We start from the raw sequence: 15690 nt of genomic DNA, 5'->3' as shown, positions 1-15690 counted from the left end.
GGGCGGTATGTCTCGCCCCGTCACGCACACGATCTCGGCGAGTCAGAACTTCAGCCGTCGAATCCTTCGACCAGCTCAGCTGGGGCGGCGGCGAGCCAGGCGTCGACCAGGAGGTCGCGGAGATCTCCTGGGGTGATGACGCTGAGCTCGATAAGCACGGCGGGGTAGTTGTTGAAGTGCTCGATGGTGAAGACGCCGTCGATGCCGGCGGCGAGGATGCCTTCCTTCTCGTGCAGGTCGGCGGTGTTGACCGCGAGGATCGGCGGGTCGGGCGGGGTCTGGTCGCCGAAGCGCTTGAGGTCGGCCTTGCTGAACGGGCGGAGCCAGGCGAAGCCCTTGCCGCGTACGGACCAGGTCGGGTTTCCGTAACGCTCGCCCTCGGTGACCTCGGGCAGCTCAGCGATGATCCGAGCGACGTCTTGGAGCGTTGCCATGCTTGGAGCGTAGTTCGTCGCGCCGCTCGATCGGGCTGGATCGACCGAGTCGATGAGTAAGGTCAGTTCGGTGACGTCCATGGTCGACTCGGTCGTGTCCCGGTTGTTGCGTACCCGCGCTGTCGTACGCGCGCCGATCTGGCTCTATCGACACCGGGCCGGGTGGCTCCTCGGATCCCGGATGTTGATGCTCGAGCACATCGGACGCCGATCAGGGGTCCCGCGATATGTCTGTCTCGAGGTCGTCGAGCGGCCGAGCGTGGACGAGATCGTGGTGGTGAGCGGCTTCGGCACCGGGGCGCAGTGGTATCGGAACCTTATGGCCGAGCCTGCGTGTCGCGTCAGCATCGGAAAGCGTACGAGCGTCGCGGCGCAGGCGACGTTACTCTCGGAGGAGGATTCCGCTGCGGTACTGGGTCGCTATCAGAAGGCACACCCGAAGGCCTGGCGGCGCCTGCGCGGTGCGATCGAGACGGCGGTCGGTCACGAGGTCGAGGGACTGCCGATGGTGAACCTAAGACTCGTAGGAGACTGAGATGCGTCGCAAGTGGCTGTGGTTGATCAAGAACACGCTCAACAAGGTGACGATGCGGGTGGCTCGTACCGGACACGGCCCGTTCTCGCTCGTGCGTCACGTGGGCCGGAAGTCTGGGAAGACGTACGAGACGCCGATCGTCGTCGCGCGGGTGCCGGAAGGTTTCATCGCGGAGCTGACGTACGGCGAGGATGTCAACTGGTACCGCAACATCGTCGCGGCCGGAGGCTGTGAGGTGTTCGTGGACGGGAAGTGGCACCAGGTCTCCGCGATCGAGCCCTATACGTCCGAGGCGGGGCGGGACGCTTTCGGTTATCCGGCGAAGCTGGTGCTGCAGGTGCTGCAGAAGCACGAGTTCAGGCTGCTGCGTACGGCCTGATCCTGTGGCGAACTGGGTCATGTCGCTCAACCGCAGGTGAGAGGATCCCCAGGTGAATCCTGCAATCCGTCTCATTCGATCTGCCGAACTCAGTGCCGCACCCTATGCGTACGCGTCGGTCGTGGATAGTGGCGTGCGCCTGGTCTTCCTCGCGGGGGCGTGCCCTCTCGAAAAGGACGGGACGACGGCGGCCGTGGGTGACTACGCAGGCCAGGCTGCGAAGTGCATTGAGACTCTGAGCGAGGCTCTCCGGGCAGTGGGCGCAACGCTGGAGAACGTGGTGAACACCCGGGTTCTGGTGGCATCTTCGCAGCGGTCGGATCTCGTCGCGGTGTGGGAAATCGTGCGGGAGGCGTTCGGGGATCATGACGTGCCCAGCACCCTGATGGGTGTGACAGTGCTGGGCTATGAGGATCAGCTGGTCGAGATCGAGGCCATTGCCGCGGTTTCCAGCTGACCACAGTCGGGTCCGCTCGCCCCAATGGAGAGTCGCGGCGAGACGGATCGCTCGCGCGGCGGCTGCGATCAGGGGTTGGGATCGAGGTGGGGGAAGTTGCGGTTGAGGGCCCAGTCGATCCGTACGCGCTGGCTCCGGTCCATCTGAAGGCTGGGGACGATCGTGGGATACACCCATTCGGCGTGGGTGTTCTCAGCCGACGGAGTGGGCTCGCCGGCGAGGTAGCGGCCGGCGTAGATGATGGAGCACTCCTGGCGTACCTCGCCGTTGGTGGTGTTCTCGATGCGGTGGCGCGGGTCGGTCCAGATCCCGACCAGGCCGGTCACCTCGATGGTGATGCCGGTCTCCTCGAGCGTCTCGCGGACCGCGGCCGCGGTCAGGGACTCGCCGGGCTCCATCGCCCCACCGGGCATCGTCCAGTTGCCAGTGTCGTTGCGGCGGATCAACAGGATCCTGCCCGGGTCGTCGAGCACGAAGGCGCCGGCGCTGGGTCGGATGCTGTTCACCTCGGGGGCCGAGGGATCGTTGTGCCAGTCGACTCGTTGGCCCAGGTGGCTCGCCCTAGGCGCGCGCGGACGTGGCGTATGTACAGACGTGTCTGATGTCGGCCGAGATCCCACGGCGCCGAGCATAGCCGAATTTAGCGAGGTCAAACGCACACAAGCAGGGCCGTGCCGGCCACGAGTTCGACTCCGAAGTAGAACCAGATCGGATAGAAACGTACGGGGGTATCGAGCAGGCGCGAGACCAGTCGGCCGCCAGCCATCCCGATCAGGGCGAGGCCGCCGGTGGTCACGGCGCCGGTGCGGATGTCGCCGATGTCGAGAGCGGCGGCGCCGAGCACGGCCGCCATGGCGATGCCGAACCCGCCGTAGACCGCGCGGATCTCGGAGCGGGACTCGGGCGTCTTCGCCGAGAGGTTGAACGGGGCGGCGAGTGCGCCCGGGGTGACCAGGGCGTACGTCCCCATCGCGAGGAAGAAGACGCCGATGACGGCGATGGTCAGGCTGGCCACGGTGTTCACCGTGGGATCATGACGCGCATGGCGACCGAGCCGCTTCCGGATTCGTGCTGCGACGACGCACGGCCGACGGTGTGGCTCTGGTCAGGGCACGCGGCATATCGGGGCCCGTCGCTGCGTTTAGGCACCCATTCCGGGTCGGTGACCTGCTTCGCGCTGGGCCTGGACGCTCCGTTCCTGCTGCGGTCAGGTCAGGCGGAGCCACGGCGGGTGCGGAGCGCGCTGATCCCTGCGCGTACGTCCCATCAGATCGTCGCGGGTGAGGAGCAGACGATGCTGTTCTTCTACGTCGACCCGGGCGCATCCGGGACGGCGCATCTGTTGGGGGCGATGACCGACCGGGCCGGCGCGATCGCGTACGACCACCGCGACGAGGCGGCGCTGATCGCCGACTGGGCGCAGGGGCCGGTCACGGATCCCGAGATGCTGCGACGACGTCTGCTCGATGCCGGTGAGGCGAACCCGACCGACGAGCGGATCCGCGTCGCCATGCAGCGCCTTCGTGACCGACCCGGTGAGCGGGGGAGCGCGGCGGAGATGGCCGCGGCGGTCAACCTGTCCCAGTCGCGCTTCCTACACCTGTTCTCCGCCCACTCGGGGACGAGCTTCCGCCGCTACCGCCTCTGGGCCAGGATGCAGTACGCGGCAGCGGCCGTCAGCCAGGGCGCGGATCTCTCGACGGCCGCCAGCGACGCGGGGTTCGCCTCACCGAGCCACTTCAGCGACACCTTCCGGGCGATGTTCGGACTCACTGCCACGCAGCTGCTCTCCAACCAGCTCCGGATCGTGGTGATGGAGCACCGCGCGGTCGACGAAACCCGGTTGCGGGCGAGTCATTGACAGCCCGACGATTCGTACTGTGAAAGAGATCGAATGGGCCGTCGCACGGGCGACGGCGGTCACCAGGCGGGTGACCGAATGAGAGCGCAGTTGCGCGCGCTCGCGCAGGAGAACGAGCAGTTCATCGAGGCCGGGTTCTACCGGCGTACGGACGGCACGAAGGTGCACATCGGCGATGCCGTCGAGGCGGCGCGGGCGGGGACACGGCTGTACGGGCCGGAGCCCGTCGAGGTGCCTTCGACGGAGCGGGTGGAGACGCGGTTCGCGGTCACCGGCGGGAGCAGCCTGTGGGAGGCGCGGCAGCTGCCGGCTCCGGTGGCGGTGCTGAACTTCGCCTCGGCGAGGAACCCCGGTGGCGGGTACCTCAACGGAGCTCAGGCGCAGGAGGAGGCGTTGTGCAGGGCCTCGGCGCTCTACACCTGCCTGCTGGAGGCTCCCGCCTACTACGAGCATCATCGCGCCGTCCGCGACCCGTTCTACAGCGATCGTGTCATCCATTCGCCGGGCGTACCGGTCTTCCGTGACGATCGCGGCCAACTGCTCGACGAGCCCGTCGAGGTCGGCTTCCTGACCTCACCGGCGCCGAACGCAGGCGTCATCCGCCAGCAGGTTCCGGAGCGTACGGACGAGATCCCGGTTGCGCTCGCGACTCGTGCGGCTCGGATCCTGGAGACCGCGGCGGCCAACGGGTATCGCAACCTCGTCCTCGGCGCCTGGGGGTGCGGCGTGTTCCAGAACGACCCGGCGATGGTCGCCGGATCGTTCCGAGATCTGCTTGGTCCAGGGGGCCGGTTCGGGGGAACGTTCGAGCAGGTCGTGTTCGGAGTTCTCGACCGTACGCCGGGTGCAGTCGTCCGGCAGGCCTTCGAGGATGCCTTCGCGGACCTCGCTAGCTCGTGACGGCGCCGACCGCGGCGGACTGCACCGTACGCCGGTACTTGCCGAGCACTCCGCGCTGATACTTCGAGGGAAGTGGCTCCCAGCCGACCTTCCGCTGCTCCAGATCCTCGGGTTCCACCCCTACCTCGAGGGTGCGGTTGACGACGTCGAGGACGATGGGGTCGCCGTCGCGGACGAAGGCGATCGGGCCGGCATCGACGGCTTCTGGGGCGATGTGGCCGACGCAGAGACCCGTGGTTCCCCCTGAGAACCGGCCGTCGGTGATCAGCAGGACATCCTTCCCGAGACCAGCGCCCTTGATGGCTCCCGTGATGGCAAGCATCTCCCGCATGCCCGGGCCACCCTTCGGGCCCTCATTGCGAATGACCACGACGTCGCCCGCGACGATGAGTCCCGCTTCGAGGGCGTCCATCGCGGCCCGCTCCCCGTCGAAGACTCGGGCAGTGCCGCGGAAGACGGTGTCGTCGAAGCCGGCTGTCTTGACGACTGCACCTTCGGGCGCGAGCGAGCCCTTCAGGATGGTGAGACCACCGGTGCGGTGGATCGGCCGCTCGAAGGAGTGGATCACGTCGTCGTCGAGCGCGGGCGGGCTCAGCTCCGCGAGGTTCTGCGCCATGGTCTTCCCGGTCACCGTGAGGCAGTCGCCATGGAGCAGGCCCGCGTCCAGGAGCGCCTTCATCACGACCGGGATCCCGCCGATCTTGTCGACGTCGTTCATGACGTACTTGCCGTAAGGCTTGAGGTCGGCGAGGTGCGGGACCTTCTCTCCGATCCGGGTGAAGTCGTCAAGAGTCAGGTCGACCTCAGCCTCGTTGGCGATGGCCAACAGGTGCAGTACGGCGTTGGTGGAGCCGCCGAGGGCCATCACGACGGCGATGGCGTTCTCGAAGGCCTCCTTCGTCATGATCTGACGCGCGGTGATGCCCTTCCGCAGAAGCCCGACCACCGCCTCGCCCGAGCGGTGGGCGAAGCCGTCGCGGCGTCGGTCGACTGCGGGCGGCGCGGCCGAGCCGGGCAACGACATGCCAAGCGCCTCAGCGACAGCAGCCATCGTGTTGGCCGTATACATACCCCCGCAGGCGCCCTCGCCAGGACAGATCGCCTTCTCGATGCGGGTGACCTCATCGCGACTCATCTTCCCCGCGATACAGGCCCCGACCGCTTCGAAGGCGTCGATGATCGTGACGTCGCGGCCGTCGACCTGCCCGGGCATGGTCGAGCCGGCGTAGAGGAAGACCGAGGCGAGATCGAGCCGAGCAGCCGCCATCAACATGCCCGGCAACGACTTGTCACAGCCCGCGAGAAGCACGGAGCCGTCGAGCCGCTCGGCGCTCATCACGGTCTCGACCGAGTCGGCGATGATCTCGCGCGACACCAGCGAGAAGTGCATGCCCTCGTGGCCCATCGAGATCCCGTCGGAGACGGAGATGGTGCCGAACTCCAGCGGATAACCGGCGGCCGCGTGAACGCCGTTCTTCACTGCCTTGGCGAGCCGGTCCAGGGACAGGTTGCAGGGGGTGATCTCGTTCCACGACGATGCGACGCCGATCTGCGGCTTTGCGAAGTCGTCGTCTCCAAGGCCGACGGCCCGCAACATGCCTCGGGCAGCGGTGGCTTCCAGGCCATCGGTGACGGCGCGCGACCTGGGCTTGATGTCAGGGGTGTCGGAGTTGAGTGAGTTCACATGTATGAGGCTAACCGTGTGGTGACCTAGACGCCGGTCGGCAACGCCTCGATGTACTCCTCCGTCGGACCGAAGTCCGGGTCCGGGTGGACCTCGACGTACGTCGCTGGGTGGGTGAGGTCGAGGACGGCCACATTGTTGGCGCCGGTGTGCCAGAGTGGAGCGGGGGCGTACAGGCGGCGTTGGGGGCCGCTGCTCCACAGCCTGCCGAGCAGGGTGCCGTTGAGCCAGACGAATCGGTCTCCGTCACCGGGGACGGCGAGCCAGCCGTCGGCGGGGCCGTCGACCTCGATGACGGCATGTGCGACGCCGTCGAGGTCGTCCAGGGCCCAGCGGTCGAGGGGTGCGGGGTGGTGCTTCCAGCCGTGGACGAGACGCCGGTCGACCTGGACTCCGCCGAGGATCCCTTTGTGCTCGCCGAGCAGCGGGCCGTAGTTGACGCGGCCGAGCGCCTCGACGACCAGGGTCAGCTCGGCGACCTTGCCGAGACCGGGAAGCGTCAGCACCGCGGCTTCGGCGTCGTCCCGCTCGAGCAGGCCGAGGGCGCGCCCGTCCAGGAAGACGTACGCCCTGTCGTGCAGCCCGCGCACGGTGAGATGGACGTCGTGGCTGGGGAGCGTGACCGAGGAGCGGTACGTCACCAGGCCAGCGTCGATGCCGAGCTCCTCAAAACTCAACGGCCCGGCCGCGCGCGTCGCGGGCCCGCTGGTCACCAGGGACAGCAGGTCGGCGCCGGGAGACAACGGCGCCGAGGAGAACGCGTGGCGCGGAGCATCCGGCGGCAGCGCGGGCAGCGCGTCGACCGTGCGGCCGGTGGCCGGCGCCAGGATGTCGCGGTAGAGCCGGAACTTCTCCGAGACCCGGCCGTCCTCGCCGATAGGAGCGTCGGAGTCGTAGCTGGTGACCGTGGGCTGGATGCGGCGGCCGTCGTGGTTGGCGCCGGCCCAGAGGCCGAAGTTGGTGCCGCCGTGTGCCATGTAGACGCTGACCGAGCCGCCGAGATCGATGATCTCGCGCAGCGTCGCGGCGGCGCTCTCGGGGGAGCGTACGTGGTGGTTCTCGCCCCAGTGGTCGAACCAGCCGTTCCAGAACTCGGCACACAGGAAGGGCTCGCTGGGCCGCCGCGACCGCAGCATCGCCCGGGCCGCCTCGGCGCGACTTCCGAAGGTCGCCGCGGCGAGCGTGCCCTCGACCATGCCGGCGTCGAGCATGACCTCGGTTGGGCCGTCGGCGGTGTAGAGCAGCTCGGTGATACCGCGGTCGAGGAGCCCCTGCCGGAGCCAGGTGAGGTGGGCGGCGTCGTCGCCGTAGGAGCCGTACTCGTTCTCCACCTGCACGGCAACGACCGGCCCGCCGTGACCGGCCTGGAGCGGGACGAGATGGGGGAGCAGGGTGTCGAACCAGCGCGCGACCGCGTCCTGGTAGACCGGATCCGTGCTGCGCGGCGCCGAGGTGCGCGCGGTCAGCCACGACGGGAGCCCGCCGTTGGTCCACTCGGCGCAGATGTAGGGGCCGGGGCGCACGATCACGTCGAGCCCGAGGTCGCCGGCGATCGTGACGAAGCGGGCCAGGTCGCGAGGCCCGGTGAAGTCCGGGGAGCCCTCGTCCTGCTCGTGGAAGTTCCAGGCGACGTAGGTGTCGACGGTGTTGAACCCGGTGGCGGCGACCCGGCGCAGCCGGTCCTCCCAAAGGTCTGGGTGGATGCGGAAGTAGTGGATGGACCCGGACAGGATCCGGTGGGGGACACCGTGCTTCAGGAACTCGCCGGCGCGCCAGGTCAAGGTGGGGATCACTCGCCCGAGGTTATGACAACTTTTGAGCACAACCTAGCCAACCCGCGCAAAACTCTGCATGATGGACGGACCTCGTCAGGCCCACCCCCACCCTCGGGAGTCACGATGCCGAAGCGTTTCCCCACAGCTCTCCTCGCGTCCGTGACGGCCTTCGCCGGCGTCGTCGCCATCGCGCCCGAAAGCCATGCCGCCCCCGCGGGCGGCGGCTTCACGCTGACCTCGCCCGTCCTCAGCGTCCAGGTGGCCGAGGACTTCCCGGCCGTGCTCGGCTACCGGCACACCGCCGGTGGCCAGATCGGCGGCGCCACGACAACGCCGACCGCCGTACGGATCAACGGCACCGCGCGCACGGCGACCGTGACCGGCACCCAGGTCGACGCCGACACCGCGACCTACCGGCTGACATTCGCCGCCCTGCCCGGCGTCGAGCTCGACGCGAAGCTCGAGGTGGCCGGCGACGTCGTCACCTTCGCGGTCACCAAGGTGACCGACACCGATGAGCACCGGGTCGGCACCCTCGACATCCCCGGGCACGATCTCCTCTCGGTCAGCTCCGACCAGGCCGGTGCGACCGTGAACACCGCCGTCGTGAGCGCGGACCGCACGACCAACGGCGACACCCACACCGAGGTCACCGCGGGCCTGGCCACGACCGAGAAGCCGGTCGGATCCGCGTACGCCATCGTCGACACCGACCAGCTCGCCGCCGCGATCGAGACCAACTCGGTCTACGACCAGAGCGGCGGCGACTCGACCAACGAGCGCGGCCGGATCTGGCGCAGCGTGAGCGCCACCGACAGCGGCCGCCGGGTCGGGCTGTGGAGCGGCCAGTGGACCTACCGGGCGGCCGGCTCGCCCTACACCGAGGAGCTCCCATGGGCGAAGGTCACCATCACCCCCGACGCCAACGGTGACCAGGCAGTCGACTGGCAGGACGGCGCGATCGCGCTGCGCGACATCCAGCGGCCGATGAACGGCGCGGACGAGACCCCCGAGCGGGTGGTCACCCACATCCCGTTCAACTTCGCCAGCCAGGCGACCCATCCGTTCCTGCGTACGCTCGACGACGTCAAGCGGGTATCGCTGGCCACCGACGGGCTGGGTCAGCTGGCCGTGCTGAAGGGCTACGGCTCCGAGGGCCACGACTCCGCGCACCCCGACTACGGCGGCAACTACAACACCCGCGCCGGTGGGCTCGACGATCTCAACACCCTGGTCCGCGCGGGCGAGAAGTGGGGCGCCGACTTCGGCGTCCACGTCAACGCGACCGAGGCCTACCCCGAGGCCAAGGCCTTCGACGAGACGCTGGTCGAGGAGAGCAAGCCCGGCTGGGACTGGATCGACCAGTCCTACTACATCGACCAGCGCACCGACCTCGCGACCAAGAACATCGTCGACCGCTTCGCCCAGTTGCGCCGCGAGACACACCCGAACCTCGACTTCCTCTACATCGACGTCTACTACTCCTACGGCTGGCTCCAGGAGCGGCTCGCCCAGGACCTCCGCGGGCAGGGCTGGAACATCGGCACCGAGTGGTCCTACCACTTCGAGGAGGATGCGCTCTGGTCCCACTGGGCCAACGACGAGTCCTACGGCGGGGCCACCAACAAGGGCCTGAACAGCCAGATGATCCGGTTCGTACGCAACGGGCAGAAGGACACCTGGAACCCGGACAAGCTGCTCGGGCACACCGAGATCGTCGAGTTCGAGGGATGGACCGGCGAGAACGACGTCGACGCCTTCTACGACAACATCTGGCAGACGAACCTGCCGACCAAGTACCTGCAGAAGAACCCGATCCTGCGCTGGAGCCGCGACGAGATCGTCCAGGGCGGCGGCGTACGCGTCGTCAACGCCGGCCAGACCGACGCGACCCGGAAGATCTACCAGGACGGCGATCTCGTGCTCGACGGCGACGCCTACCTCCTGCCGTGGAAGGACAGGCAGCAGGACGGGGCGAAGCTCTACCACTACAACGCCGACGGCGGGCGGACCACCTGGGGCCTGACCGACGCGTGGAGCCGGAGCGGCCGGCTCAACGTCTACGAGCTCACCGAGCAGGGCCGGGTCTCGGCGGGCAGCGTCCCGGTGCGCAACGGCAAGGTCACTCTCGAGGCGAAGGCCGGGACGGCGTACGTCCTGACGAAGTCTCCCGACCGCTCGCCCGACCCGCAGTGGGGCCAGGGCAGCCACGTGGCCGACCCGGGCTTCAACGCCGGCGACCTCGACGCCTGGCACCCGAGCGGCCCGGCCACGACCGGGCGGACCGCGACCGGCCAGCAGGTCGCCGTCCTGGGTGCCGGTGAGCGGGCCACGATCAGCCAGCGCCTCCAGGGCCTGCGCAGCGGGCGCAACGCGCTGGGCGTCTGGGTGGAGGTCGAGCCCGGCCACGGCCGGGCCACCTCGGTCAGCGTCACCTCCGGCGGGAAGACCTACACCAACCGTGTCGAGCGATCGACGGCGAAGAACCTGGTCGCCGCCGACGAGCTGCACAGCACCTACTTCCAACGTGTCGAGGTCCCCTTCGACGCCGGCCGTGACGGCACGGCGACCGTCAAGATCTCCGCGGAGGCGGGGGCCGGCCGTGTCCGCCTCGATGACGTACGCGTCGTCGCGATTAAGCGCGACCTGCCGGCCGCGCCCGGGGCGAAGGTCATCGTGAAGGAGGACTTCGAGGAGGTCGTCCAGGGCTGGTCGCCGTTCGTCAAGGGCACCTCGGGCGGTGTCACCGACCCGCGCACCCACCTGGCGGAACGGCACGAGCCGTACACGCAGAGCGGCTGGAACGGGAAGGTCACCGACGACGTGATCAGCGGCGACTGGTCGCTCAAGTCGCATGCCGAGAACGGCGGTCTCGTCTACCGCACGGTCCCGCAGACCGTACGTCTCGAGCCCGGACACCGCTACCGCGTCTCGTTCGACCACCAGACCGAGCGGGCCGACGACTACGAGTGGGTCACCGGCTACGACTCGGTCGCGAGCGGCGACCCGCGCACGGTCGAGGTCGGTGCTCGCCCGATCGGCAAGCAGGTCGAGACGGCTCGGTTCAGCGAGGAGTTCGTCGCCGGCGGCTGCGGCGACTACTGGGTCGGTCTGCGGACCGCAGACGACAACGGGGCGAACGGCGACATCAGCATCGACGACTTCACCGTCGAGGATCTCGGTGCGGCGGGTGATCTGCCGGCCTGTGCGACTCTCGCCGTCGACGCCGGCGACGAGAAGCTGCTGCCGGGCGCGGACACCGAGGTCACCACAACGCTGACCAGCGACGAGGCCTCGGAGACCGGCGCCGGGACGGTCGGTCTCGAGGTGCCGGAGGGCTGGACGGCGGAGGCCACCACGCCCGCGGCCTTCGACTCGCTCGCTCCCGGGGCGAGCCACTCGGTGACCTGGAAGGTCACGCCGCCGGCCGACGCGGCCGAGTCGAGCTATGAGCTCACCGGGTCCGCGACGTACGACTTCGGTGGCGAGACGCGTACGGTGACCCGCTCGGCCACGGTGCAGACCGCGCCGCCCCCGCCGACCGCGGACACCTACGCCAGCGATCTCGGCTGGATCTCGGCCACCAACGGCTGGGGACCGGTCGAGCGCGACTCCAGCGTGGGGGAGAACGGCGCCGGCGACGGTGGGCCGATCACGCTCGCCGGCAAGGTCTACACCAAGGGGCTGGGCACGCACGCGGTCTCGAAGGTGCGCTACTACCTGGCCGGCAACTGCACCAGCTTCACCGCCGACGTCGGGGTGGACGACGTACAGACGTCCCGGGGCTCGGTGAGGTTCTCCGTCGTCGCGGACGGGACGACGGTCACCGAGACCGGCACCCTGGGGCCGGCCAGTGCCACCGTTCCGATCACGGCCGATGTCACCGGTGCCGACTATGTCGATCTGGTGGCCGGCGATGCCGGCGACGGGAACGGCAACGACCACGCCGACTGGGCCGACGCTACCTTCCACTGCGGGGGCTGAGATCTGCGTAGGCTGTCCGGGACCCAGGAAGGGGCCCCATGAGGCAACAGCGACTCAACCAGCTGCTCGAGCTGATCAGCGAGCACGGGCACGTGTCGATCGCGGAGGTGGAGAGCGCGCTCGGTGTCTCGGCAGCGACCGCCCGCCGCGACATCGGGCACCTCGCCGACCAGCGGCTGGTCACCCGGACACATGGCGGCGCGACCGCGCTCGGCTCGGCGTACGAGCTGCCGTTGCAGTACAAGATCGGTCGCCAGGCCGACGCGAAGCGGGCGATCGCGACCGCGGTCGCAGACCTGCTCGTGCCGGGTGAGACGGTCGCGCTCAACGGCGGCACGACCACCAGCGAGGTGGCGCGCGCGATCGGGCGCCACCCCGACCTGGCCGAGGACGACAGCATCACCGTCGTCACCAACGCGCTCAACATCGCCTACGAGCTCTCGATCCGGCCCAACGTCAACATCGTGGTGACCGGCGGGGCCGCTCGCACCCAGTCCTACGAGCTGGTCGGCCCGCTGAGTGAGGGGGTGCTGTCGAAGATCCACATCGACACCGCGATCCTCGGCGTCGACGGCATCAGCACCCGGGCCGGGCTCACCACGATCCACCCGGCCGAGGCCAAGATCAGCGCCGACTTCATCGCCGCGGCGCAGCGCACCATCGTCGTGGCCGACAGCACCAAGCTCGAGCATCCGACCTTCGCGCGCATCGGCGACCTCTCTGGTGTTTCGATGCTCGTCACCGACAAACCGGTGCCGGAGTCGCTCGCGAAGGCACTGACCGATGGCGGTACGGAGATCATCGTCACGACTGAGCGATAATGATCATTTGTCGTGCTTTATTGACAGAAACGCGCAGTGCGTTGGATGATTCGGGTCCAGCCGGCAACACATCGGAGGGTGACCCAACACCATGACCGCATCTGCACCGACGACGCATCTCGCAGCCGAGATCGCGACGCAGCCCGCCAACTGGCTGGCAGCCAGGAGCACCGCCGAACGATCGGCCGATGCCCTGCCGAAGGCGGGGGAGAAGGTCGCGGTCATCGGCTGCGGGACCTCGCTCTACATGGCCCAGGCGTACGCCGCGCTGCGCGAGGAGCAGGGTCACGGCATCACCGACGCCTGGACGCCGACCGAGGCCCGGCTCGACCGGGACTACGACCGGCTGCTGGCGATCACCCGGTCCGGGACCACGACCGAGGTCGTCGACCTGCTCGCGCGGGTCCGCGGCAGGATTCCGGCGACGGTGATCTCGTCCTCTCCCGGGACTCCGGCCCTCGAGCTGGCCGAGCCGATCCTCATGCCCGAGGTGGACGAGAAGTCGGTGGTCCAGACACGCTTCGCGACCACCACGCTCGCCATGCTGCGCTGGCACCTCGGTGAGGACCTGAGCCTCGCCGCCGAGCAGGCCCAGCAGATCATCGGCGCCGGCGAGAGCGCGTTTGGTGCGGCGCTGACCGCCGAGCAGCTCACCTTCGTCGGCCGAGGCTGGACCAACGGAGTCGCGCAGGAGGCGGCGCTCAAGCTCCGGGAGTCCGCGCAACTGTGGACCGAGTCCTACCCGATGATGGAGTACCGCCACGGCCCGCTCTCGATCAGCGCCCCCGGCCGGGTCGTGTGGGCCTTCGGCGACCTGGTGCCGGGCTTCGCCGAGGACGTCGCGGTCACCGGCGCCGACCTGGTGCACCACGAGATCGACCCGCTCGCCGAGCTGGTGCGCGTGCACCTGCTCTGCGTGGAGCGGGCCCGTCGGGCCGGTCTCGACCCCGACGCACCGCGCAACCTCACGCGCTCGATCATCCTGAGCCCGGCTGCTGTTCCTTCCGAGTGAATCGATGAGCGAGTCTCCTACGCAACCAGCCGCGGAGCGAGCTCTCGCCCTCGCGTTCGACGTCGGCGGCACCTCCGTGCGCGGAGCCGTGGTCGGCGCCGGCGACGTGTCGTTGGCGGAGTCGCGGGTGGCCACCCGCACCGGCCCGGCCGTGCTCGACGACATCGCGCAGCTGGGCGAGCAGCTGCTCGCCGGCCTGAGCCCCGTGGCCCGGTCGCAGGTCGCCGGGGTCGGGGTCGCCTTCCCCGGACTCGTCGACACCGAGTCCGGGATCTCCCTCAAGGCGGTCAACCTCGGGCTGGTCGACACGCCGGTGGCAGCCCCGCTGGCCGAGCGGCTCGGCCTTCCGGTCTCGGTCTCGCACGACACGGCCGCAGCCGCGGGGGCGATCTGGGTGGACGCCGGCTCGCCGGCCTCCGCGTTCGTCGCCGTCCTCGGGACGGGTGTTGCTGCAGTGACGTACGTCGAAGGGAGGCCGATCGTCGGCGTCTCGGGTCAGGCAGGTGAGCTCGGCCATCTGGTGGTGGATCCGGCCGGGCCGCTGTGCATCTGCGGGCTCCACGGCTGCGTGGAGACGCGCGCGGGCGCTCGGAGCATGCTGCGGCGATACGCGTCGCTGGGCGGTTCCGGGGTCTCCGGCGTCGCCGAGCTCGTCGCGCGGGTCGAGCACGATCCGCGCGCCGCCCGGGTCTGGTCCGAGGCGATCACCGCCCTGGCCGACGGCTTCCTCGCGGTGGGTGCACTGCTCGCGCCCGGCGAGATCATCCTGGGCGGTGGCGTCGCCGAGGCGAGGGGATACCTGCTCGAACCGCTGCAGGTCCGGATGCGCGAGCGCGCCGGCGTGACCGCCGTCCCGCCCGTACGCCTCTCCGCGCTCGGCGGCCGAGCGGGCCTGGTCGGCGCCGCCCGGCTGGCCCTGGCGTCGACGGGGACGGGCGCATGATCATCACCGTCACGCTCAACCCGGCGATCGACGTGACCTACCGGCTGCCCCGGCTGCGGGTGGGCGAGGTCCACCGGGTCGCCGAGGTCGCCAGCCGGCTCGGCGGAAAGGGCGTGAACGTCGCCCGGGTCCTGCACCAGCTCGGCGAGCCGACCCATGCCGTCGGCCTCGCCGACCAGGACTTCGCCGAAGCCCTCGCGCAGGAACTCCCGTCGACGTTCCTGCCCGAGCTGGAGGAGGTACGCCGCACGCTGGTCGTCGTCGCCGAGTCGACGACGTCGCTGTGGGAACCGGGCCGGCAGGCGGCTCCCGGAGCAGACCAGCGACTGCTCGACCTCCTCGCCGATCTGATCGCAGACGCGACGGCCATCGTCGTCTCCGGCAGCCTGGCGCCGGGAGTGCCCACCGACCTCCCGGCACGGATCGCACGGCTCGCGACAACCGCCGGCGTACCGGTGCTCCTCGATCTCGATGACGCCGCGCTGGCCGCCGCGGTCGGAACCGGCGCGGTCCTGACTCCCAACGAGGACGAGGCCGCGCGCCTGCTGGGCCGGCCCCTCGACGACCCGGCCGCCGCGGTCACCGAGCTCGCCACCCGCCACGGTGGCCCGGTCGTGCTGACCCGCGGCCACCACGGGCTGGTCGCGTACGCCGACGGCAGCTGCTGGGAGGTGAGCCCGCCCGCCGGGGTCACCGGCAACCCGACCGGCGCCGGGGACGCGGCCGCCGCCGGGCTCGCCCGCGGTATCGCCAACGGCAGGCCGTGGCCGGAGATCCTTCGCGACGCCGCCGCGCTCGGCGCAGCCGCGGTGGTCACCCCGGTCGCCGGCGAGATCGACCCCGACGCGTACGCATCGTTCCTGGCCGACGTCAGGGTCAGCCGAATCGACCACGAGGAAGACTGA

The 15690-nt window shown here is 69.6% G+C and carries 15 protein-coding genes; 10 read left to right on the top strand and 5 right to left on the bottom strand.

Features of this window, described 5'->3' with window-relative positions:
- Positions 1-50: 50 nt before the first annotated feature.
- Positions 51-434, bottom strand: coding sequence for an MmcQ/YjbR family DNA-binding protein (locus tag ABZY89_RS11140; protein WP_355227099.1), 384 nt, complete (start codon positions 432-434; stop codon positions 51-53).
- 52 nt (positions 435-486) lie between these two features.
- Here ABZY89_RS11140 and ABZY89_RS11135 point away from each other — a divergent pair, with 52 nt between their 5' ends.
- The 3 genes from ABZY89_RS11135 to ABZY89_RS11125 are packed head-to-tail and all read left to right on the top strand — an operon-like array spanning position 487 to position 1805.
- On the top strand, positions 487-969 hold the full coding sequence (locus ABZY89_RS11135) for a nitroreductase family deazaflavin-dependent oxidoreductase (RefSeq protein WP_355227097.1): 483 nt from the start codon (positions 487-489) through the stop codon (positions 967-969).
- 1 nt (position 970) lies between these two features.
- The gene (locus tag ABZY89_RS11130) at positions 971-1348 is read left to right on the top strand and encodes a nitroreductase family deazaflavin-dependent oxidoreductase (protein WP_355227095.1); all 378 of its coding nucleotides are present in this window, start codon (positions 971-973) and stop codon (positions 1346-1348) included.
- Between the two features lie 52 nt (positions 1349-1400).
- A complete protein-coding gene (locus ABZY89_RS11125) occupies positions 1401-1805 on the top strand; it encodes a Rid family hydrolase (RefSeq protein ID WP_355227093.1) in 405 nt (134 codons plus the stop codon).
- A gap of 68 nt (positions 1806-1873) precedes the next feature.
- On the opposite strand, the gene ABZY89_RS11120 is transcribed toward ABZY89_RS11125, so the two are convergent.
- Together ABZY89_RS11120 and ABZY89_RS11115 are read right to left on the bottom strand one after the other, a co-directional pair.
- Positions 1874-2311 (bottom strand): NUDIX domain-containing protein, encoded by a 438-nt coding sequence (locus ABZY89_RS11120; protein WP_355016884.1) that lies wholly within the window; start codon positions 2309-2311, stop codon positions 1874-1876.
- Between the two features lie 143 nt (positions 2312-2454).
- Complete coding sequence (locus ABZY89_RS11115; protein WP_355227091.1) at positions 2455-2820, bottom strand: DUF4345 family protein; 366 nt, start codon at positions 2818-2820, stop codon at positions 2455-2457.
- Positions 2821-2838: 18 nt separating this feature from the next.
- Here ABZY89_RS11115 and ABZY89_RS11110 point away from each other — a divergent pair, with 18 nt between their 5' ends.
- A complete protein-coding gene (locus ABZY89_RS11110) occupies positions 2839-3666 on the top strand; it encodes an AraC family transcriptional regulator (RefSeq protein ID WP_355227090.1) in 828 nt (275 codons plus the stop codon).
- 78 nt (positions 3667-3744) lie between these two features.
- On the top strand, positions 3745-4566 hold the full coding sequence (locus tag ABZY89_RS11105; protein ID WP_355227088.1) for a TIGR02452 family protein: 822 nt from the start codon (positions 3745-3747) through the stop codon (positions 4564-4566).
- Here ABZY89_RS11105 and ilvD read toward each other — a convergent pair.
- Positions 4556-6250 carry a dihydroxy-acid dehydratase gene (gene ilvD / locus ABZY89_RS11100; RefSeq protein WP_355227087.1) on the bottom strand — a complete coding sequence of 565 codons (1695 nt, stop codon included), beginning with the start codon at positions 6248-6250 and terminating at the stop codon, positions 4556-4558. The genes ABZY89_RS11105 and ilvD overlap by 11 nt on opposite strands.
- A gap of 26 nt (positions 6251-6276) precedes the next feature.
- The gene (locus tag ABZY89_RS11095) at positions 6277-8043 is read right to left on the bottom strand and encodes a beta-galactosidase family protein (protein ID WP_355227086.1); all 1767 of its coding nucleotides are present in this window, start codon (positions 8041-8043) and stop codon (positions 6277-6279) included.
- Positions 8044-8148: 105 nt separating this feature from the next.
- On the opposite strand from ABZY89_RS11095, the gene ABZY89_RS11090 reads away from it, so the two are divergent.
- The 5 genes from ABZY89_RS11090 (at position 8149) to ABZY89_RS11070 (ending at position 15690) form a co-directional block, all read left to right on the top strand.
- The gene (locus ABZY89_RS11090; RefSeq protein WP_355227084.1) at positions 8149-12009 is read left to right on the top strand and encodes an endo-alpha-N-acetylgalactosaminidase family protein; all 3861 of its coding nucleotides are present in this window, start codon (positions 8149-8151) and stop codon (positions 12007-12009) included.
- Positions 12010-12047: 38 nt separating this feature from the next.
- The gene (locus tag ABZY89_RS11085; protein WP_355227083.1) at positions 12048-12830 is read left to right on the top strand and encodes a DeoR/GlpR family DNA-binding transcription regulator; all 783 of its coding nucleotides are present in this window, start codon (positions 12048-12050) and stop codon (positions 12828-12830) included.
- A gap of 91 nt (positions 12831-12921) precedes the next feature.
- On the top strand, positions 12922-13842 hold the full coding sequence (locus ABZY89_RS11080; RefSeq protein WP_355227081.1) for a sugar isomerase: 921 nt from the start codon (positions 12922-12924) through the stop codon (positions 13840-13842).
- Positions 13843-13846: 4 nt separating this feature from the next.
- The gene (locus tag ABZY89_RS11075) at positions 13847-14785 is read left to right on the top strand and encodes an ROK family protein (RefSeq protein ID WP_355227079.1); all 939 of its coding nucleotides are present in this window, start codon (positions 13847-13849) and stop codon (positions 14783-14785) included.
- On the top strand, positions 14782-15690 hold the full coding sequence (locus ABZY89_RS11070; RefSeq protein ID WP_355227078.1) for a hexose kinase: 909 nt from the start codon (positions 14782-14784) through the stop codon (positions 15688-15690). The genes ABZY89_RS11075 and ABZY89_RS11070 overlap by 4 nt, the downstream gene beginning before the upstream one ends.

This window comes from Nocardioides sp. NPDC006303, from assembly GCF_040613175.1.
Classification (GTDB): Bacteria; Actinomycetota; Actinomycetes; order Propionibacteriales; family Nocardioidaceae; genus Nocardioides.
The sequence above is the reverse complement of the archived record's forward strand: the minus strand, read 5'-3'. Positions and strand labels throughout refer to the sequence as shown.

Bases quoted from the DNA above. Each gene is read 5' to 3' on its own strand.
- ABZY89_RS11130 (WP_355227095.1), top strand. From the start codon at position 971: ATGCGTCGCAAGTGGCTGTGGTTGATCAAGAACACGCTCAACAAGGTG.
- ABZY89_RS11070 (WP_355227078.1), top strand. From the start codon at position 14,782: ATGATCATCACCGTCACGCTCAACCCGGCGATCGACGTGACCTACCGG.
- ABZY89_RS11075 (WP_355227079.1), top strand. From the start codon at position 13,847: ATGAGCGAGTCTCCTACGCAACCAGCCGCGGAGCGAGCTCTCGCCCTC.
- ABZY89_RS11080 (WP_355227081.1), top strand. From the start codon at position 12,922: ATGACCGCATCTGCACCGACGACGCATCTCGCAGCCGAGATCGCGACG.
- ABZY89_RS11135 (WP_355227097.1), top strand. From the start codon at position 487: ATGAGTAAGGTCAGTTCGGTGACGTCCATGGTCGACTCGGTCGTGTCC.
- ABZY89_RS11085 (WP_355227083.1), top strand. From the start codon at position 12,048: ATGAGGCAACAGCGACTCAACCAGCTGCTCGAGCTGATCAGCGAGCAC.
- ABZY89_RS11105 (WP_355227088.1), top strand. From the start codon at position 3,745: ATGAGAGCGCAGTTGCGCGCGCTCGCGCAGGAGAACGAGCAGTTCATC.
- ABZY89_RS11090 (WP_355227084.1), top strand. From the start codon at position 8,149: ATGCCGAAGCGTTTCCCCACAGCTCTCCTCGCGTCCGTGACGGCCTTC.
- ABZY89_RS11110 (WP_355227090.1), top strand. From the start codon at position 2,839: ATGACGCGCATGGCGACCGAGCCGCTTCCGGATTCGTGCTGCGACGAC.
- ABZY89_RS11140 (WP_355227099.1), bottom strand. From the start codon at position 434: ATGGCAACGCTCCAAGACGTCGCTCGGATCATCGCTGAGCTGCCCGAG.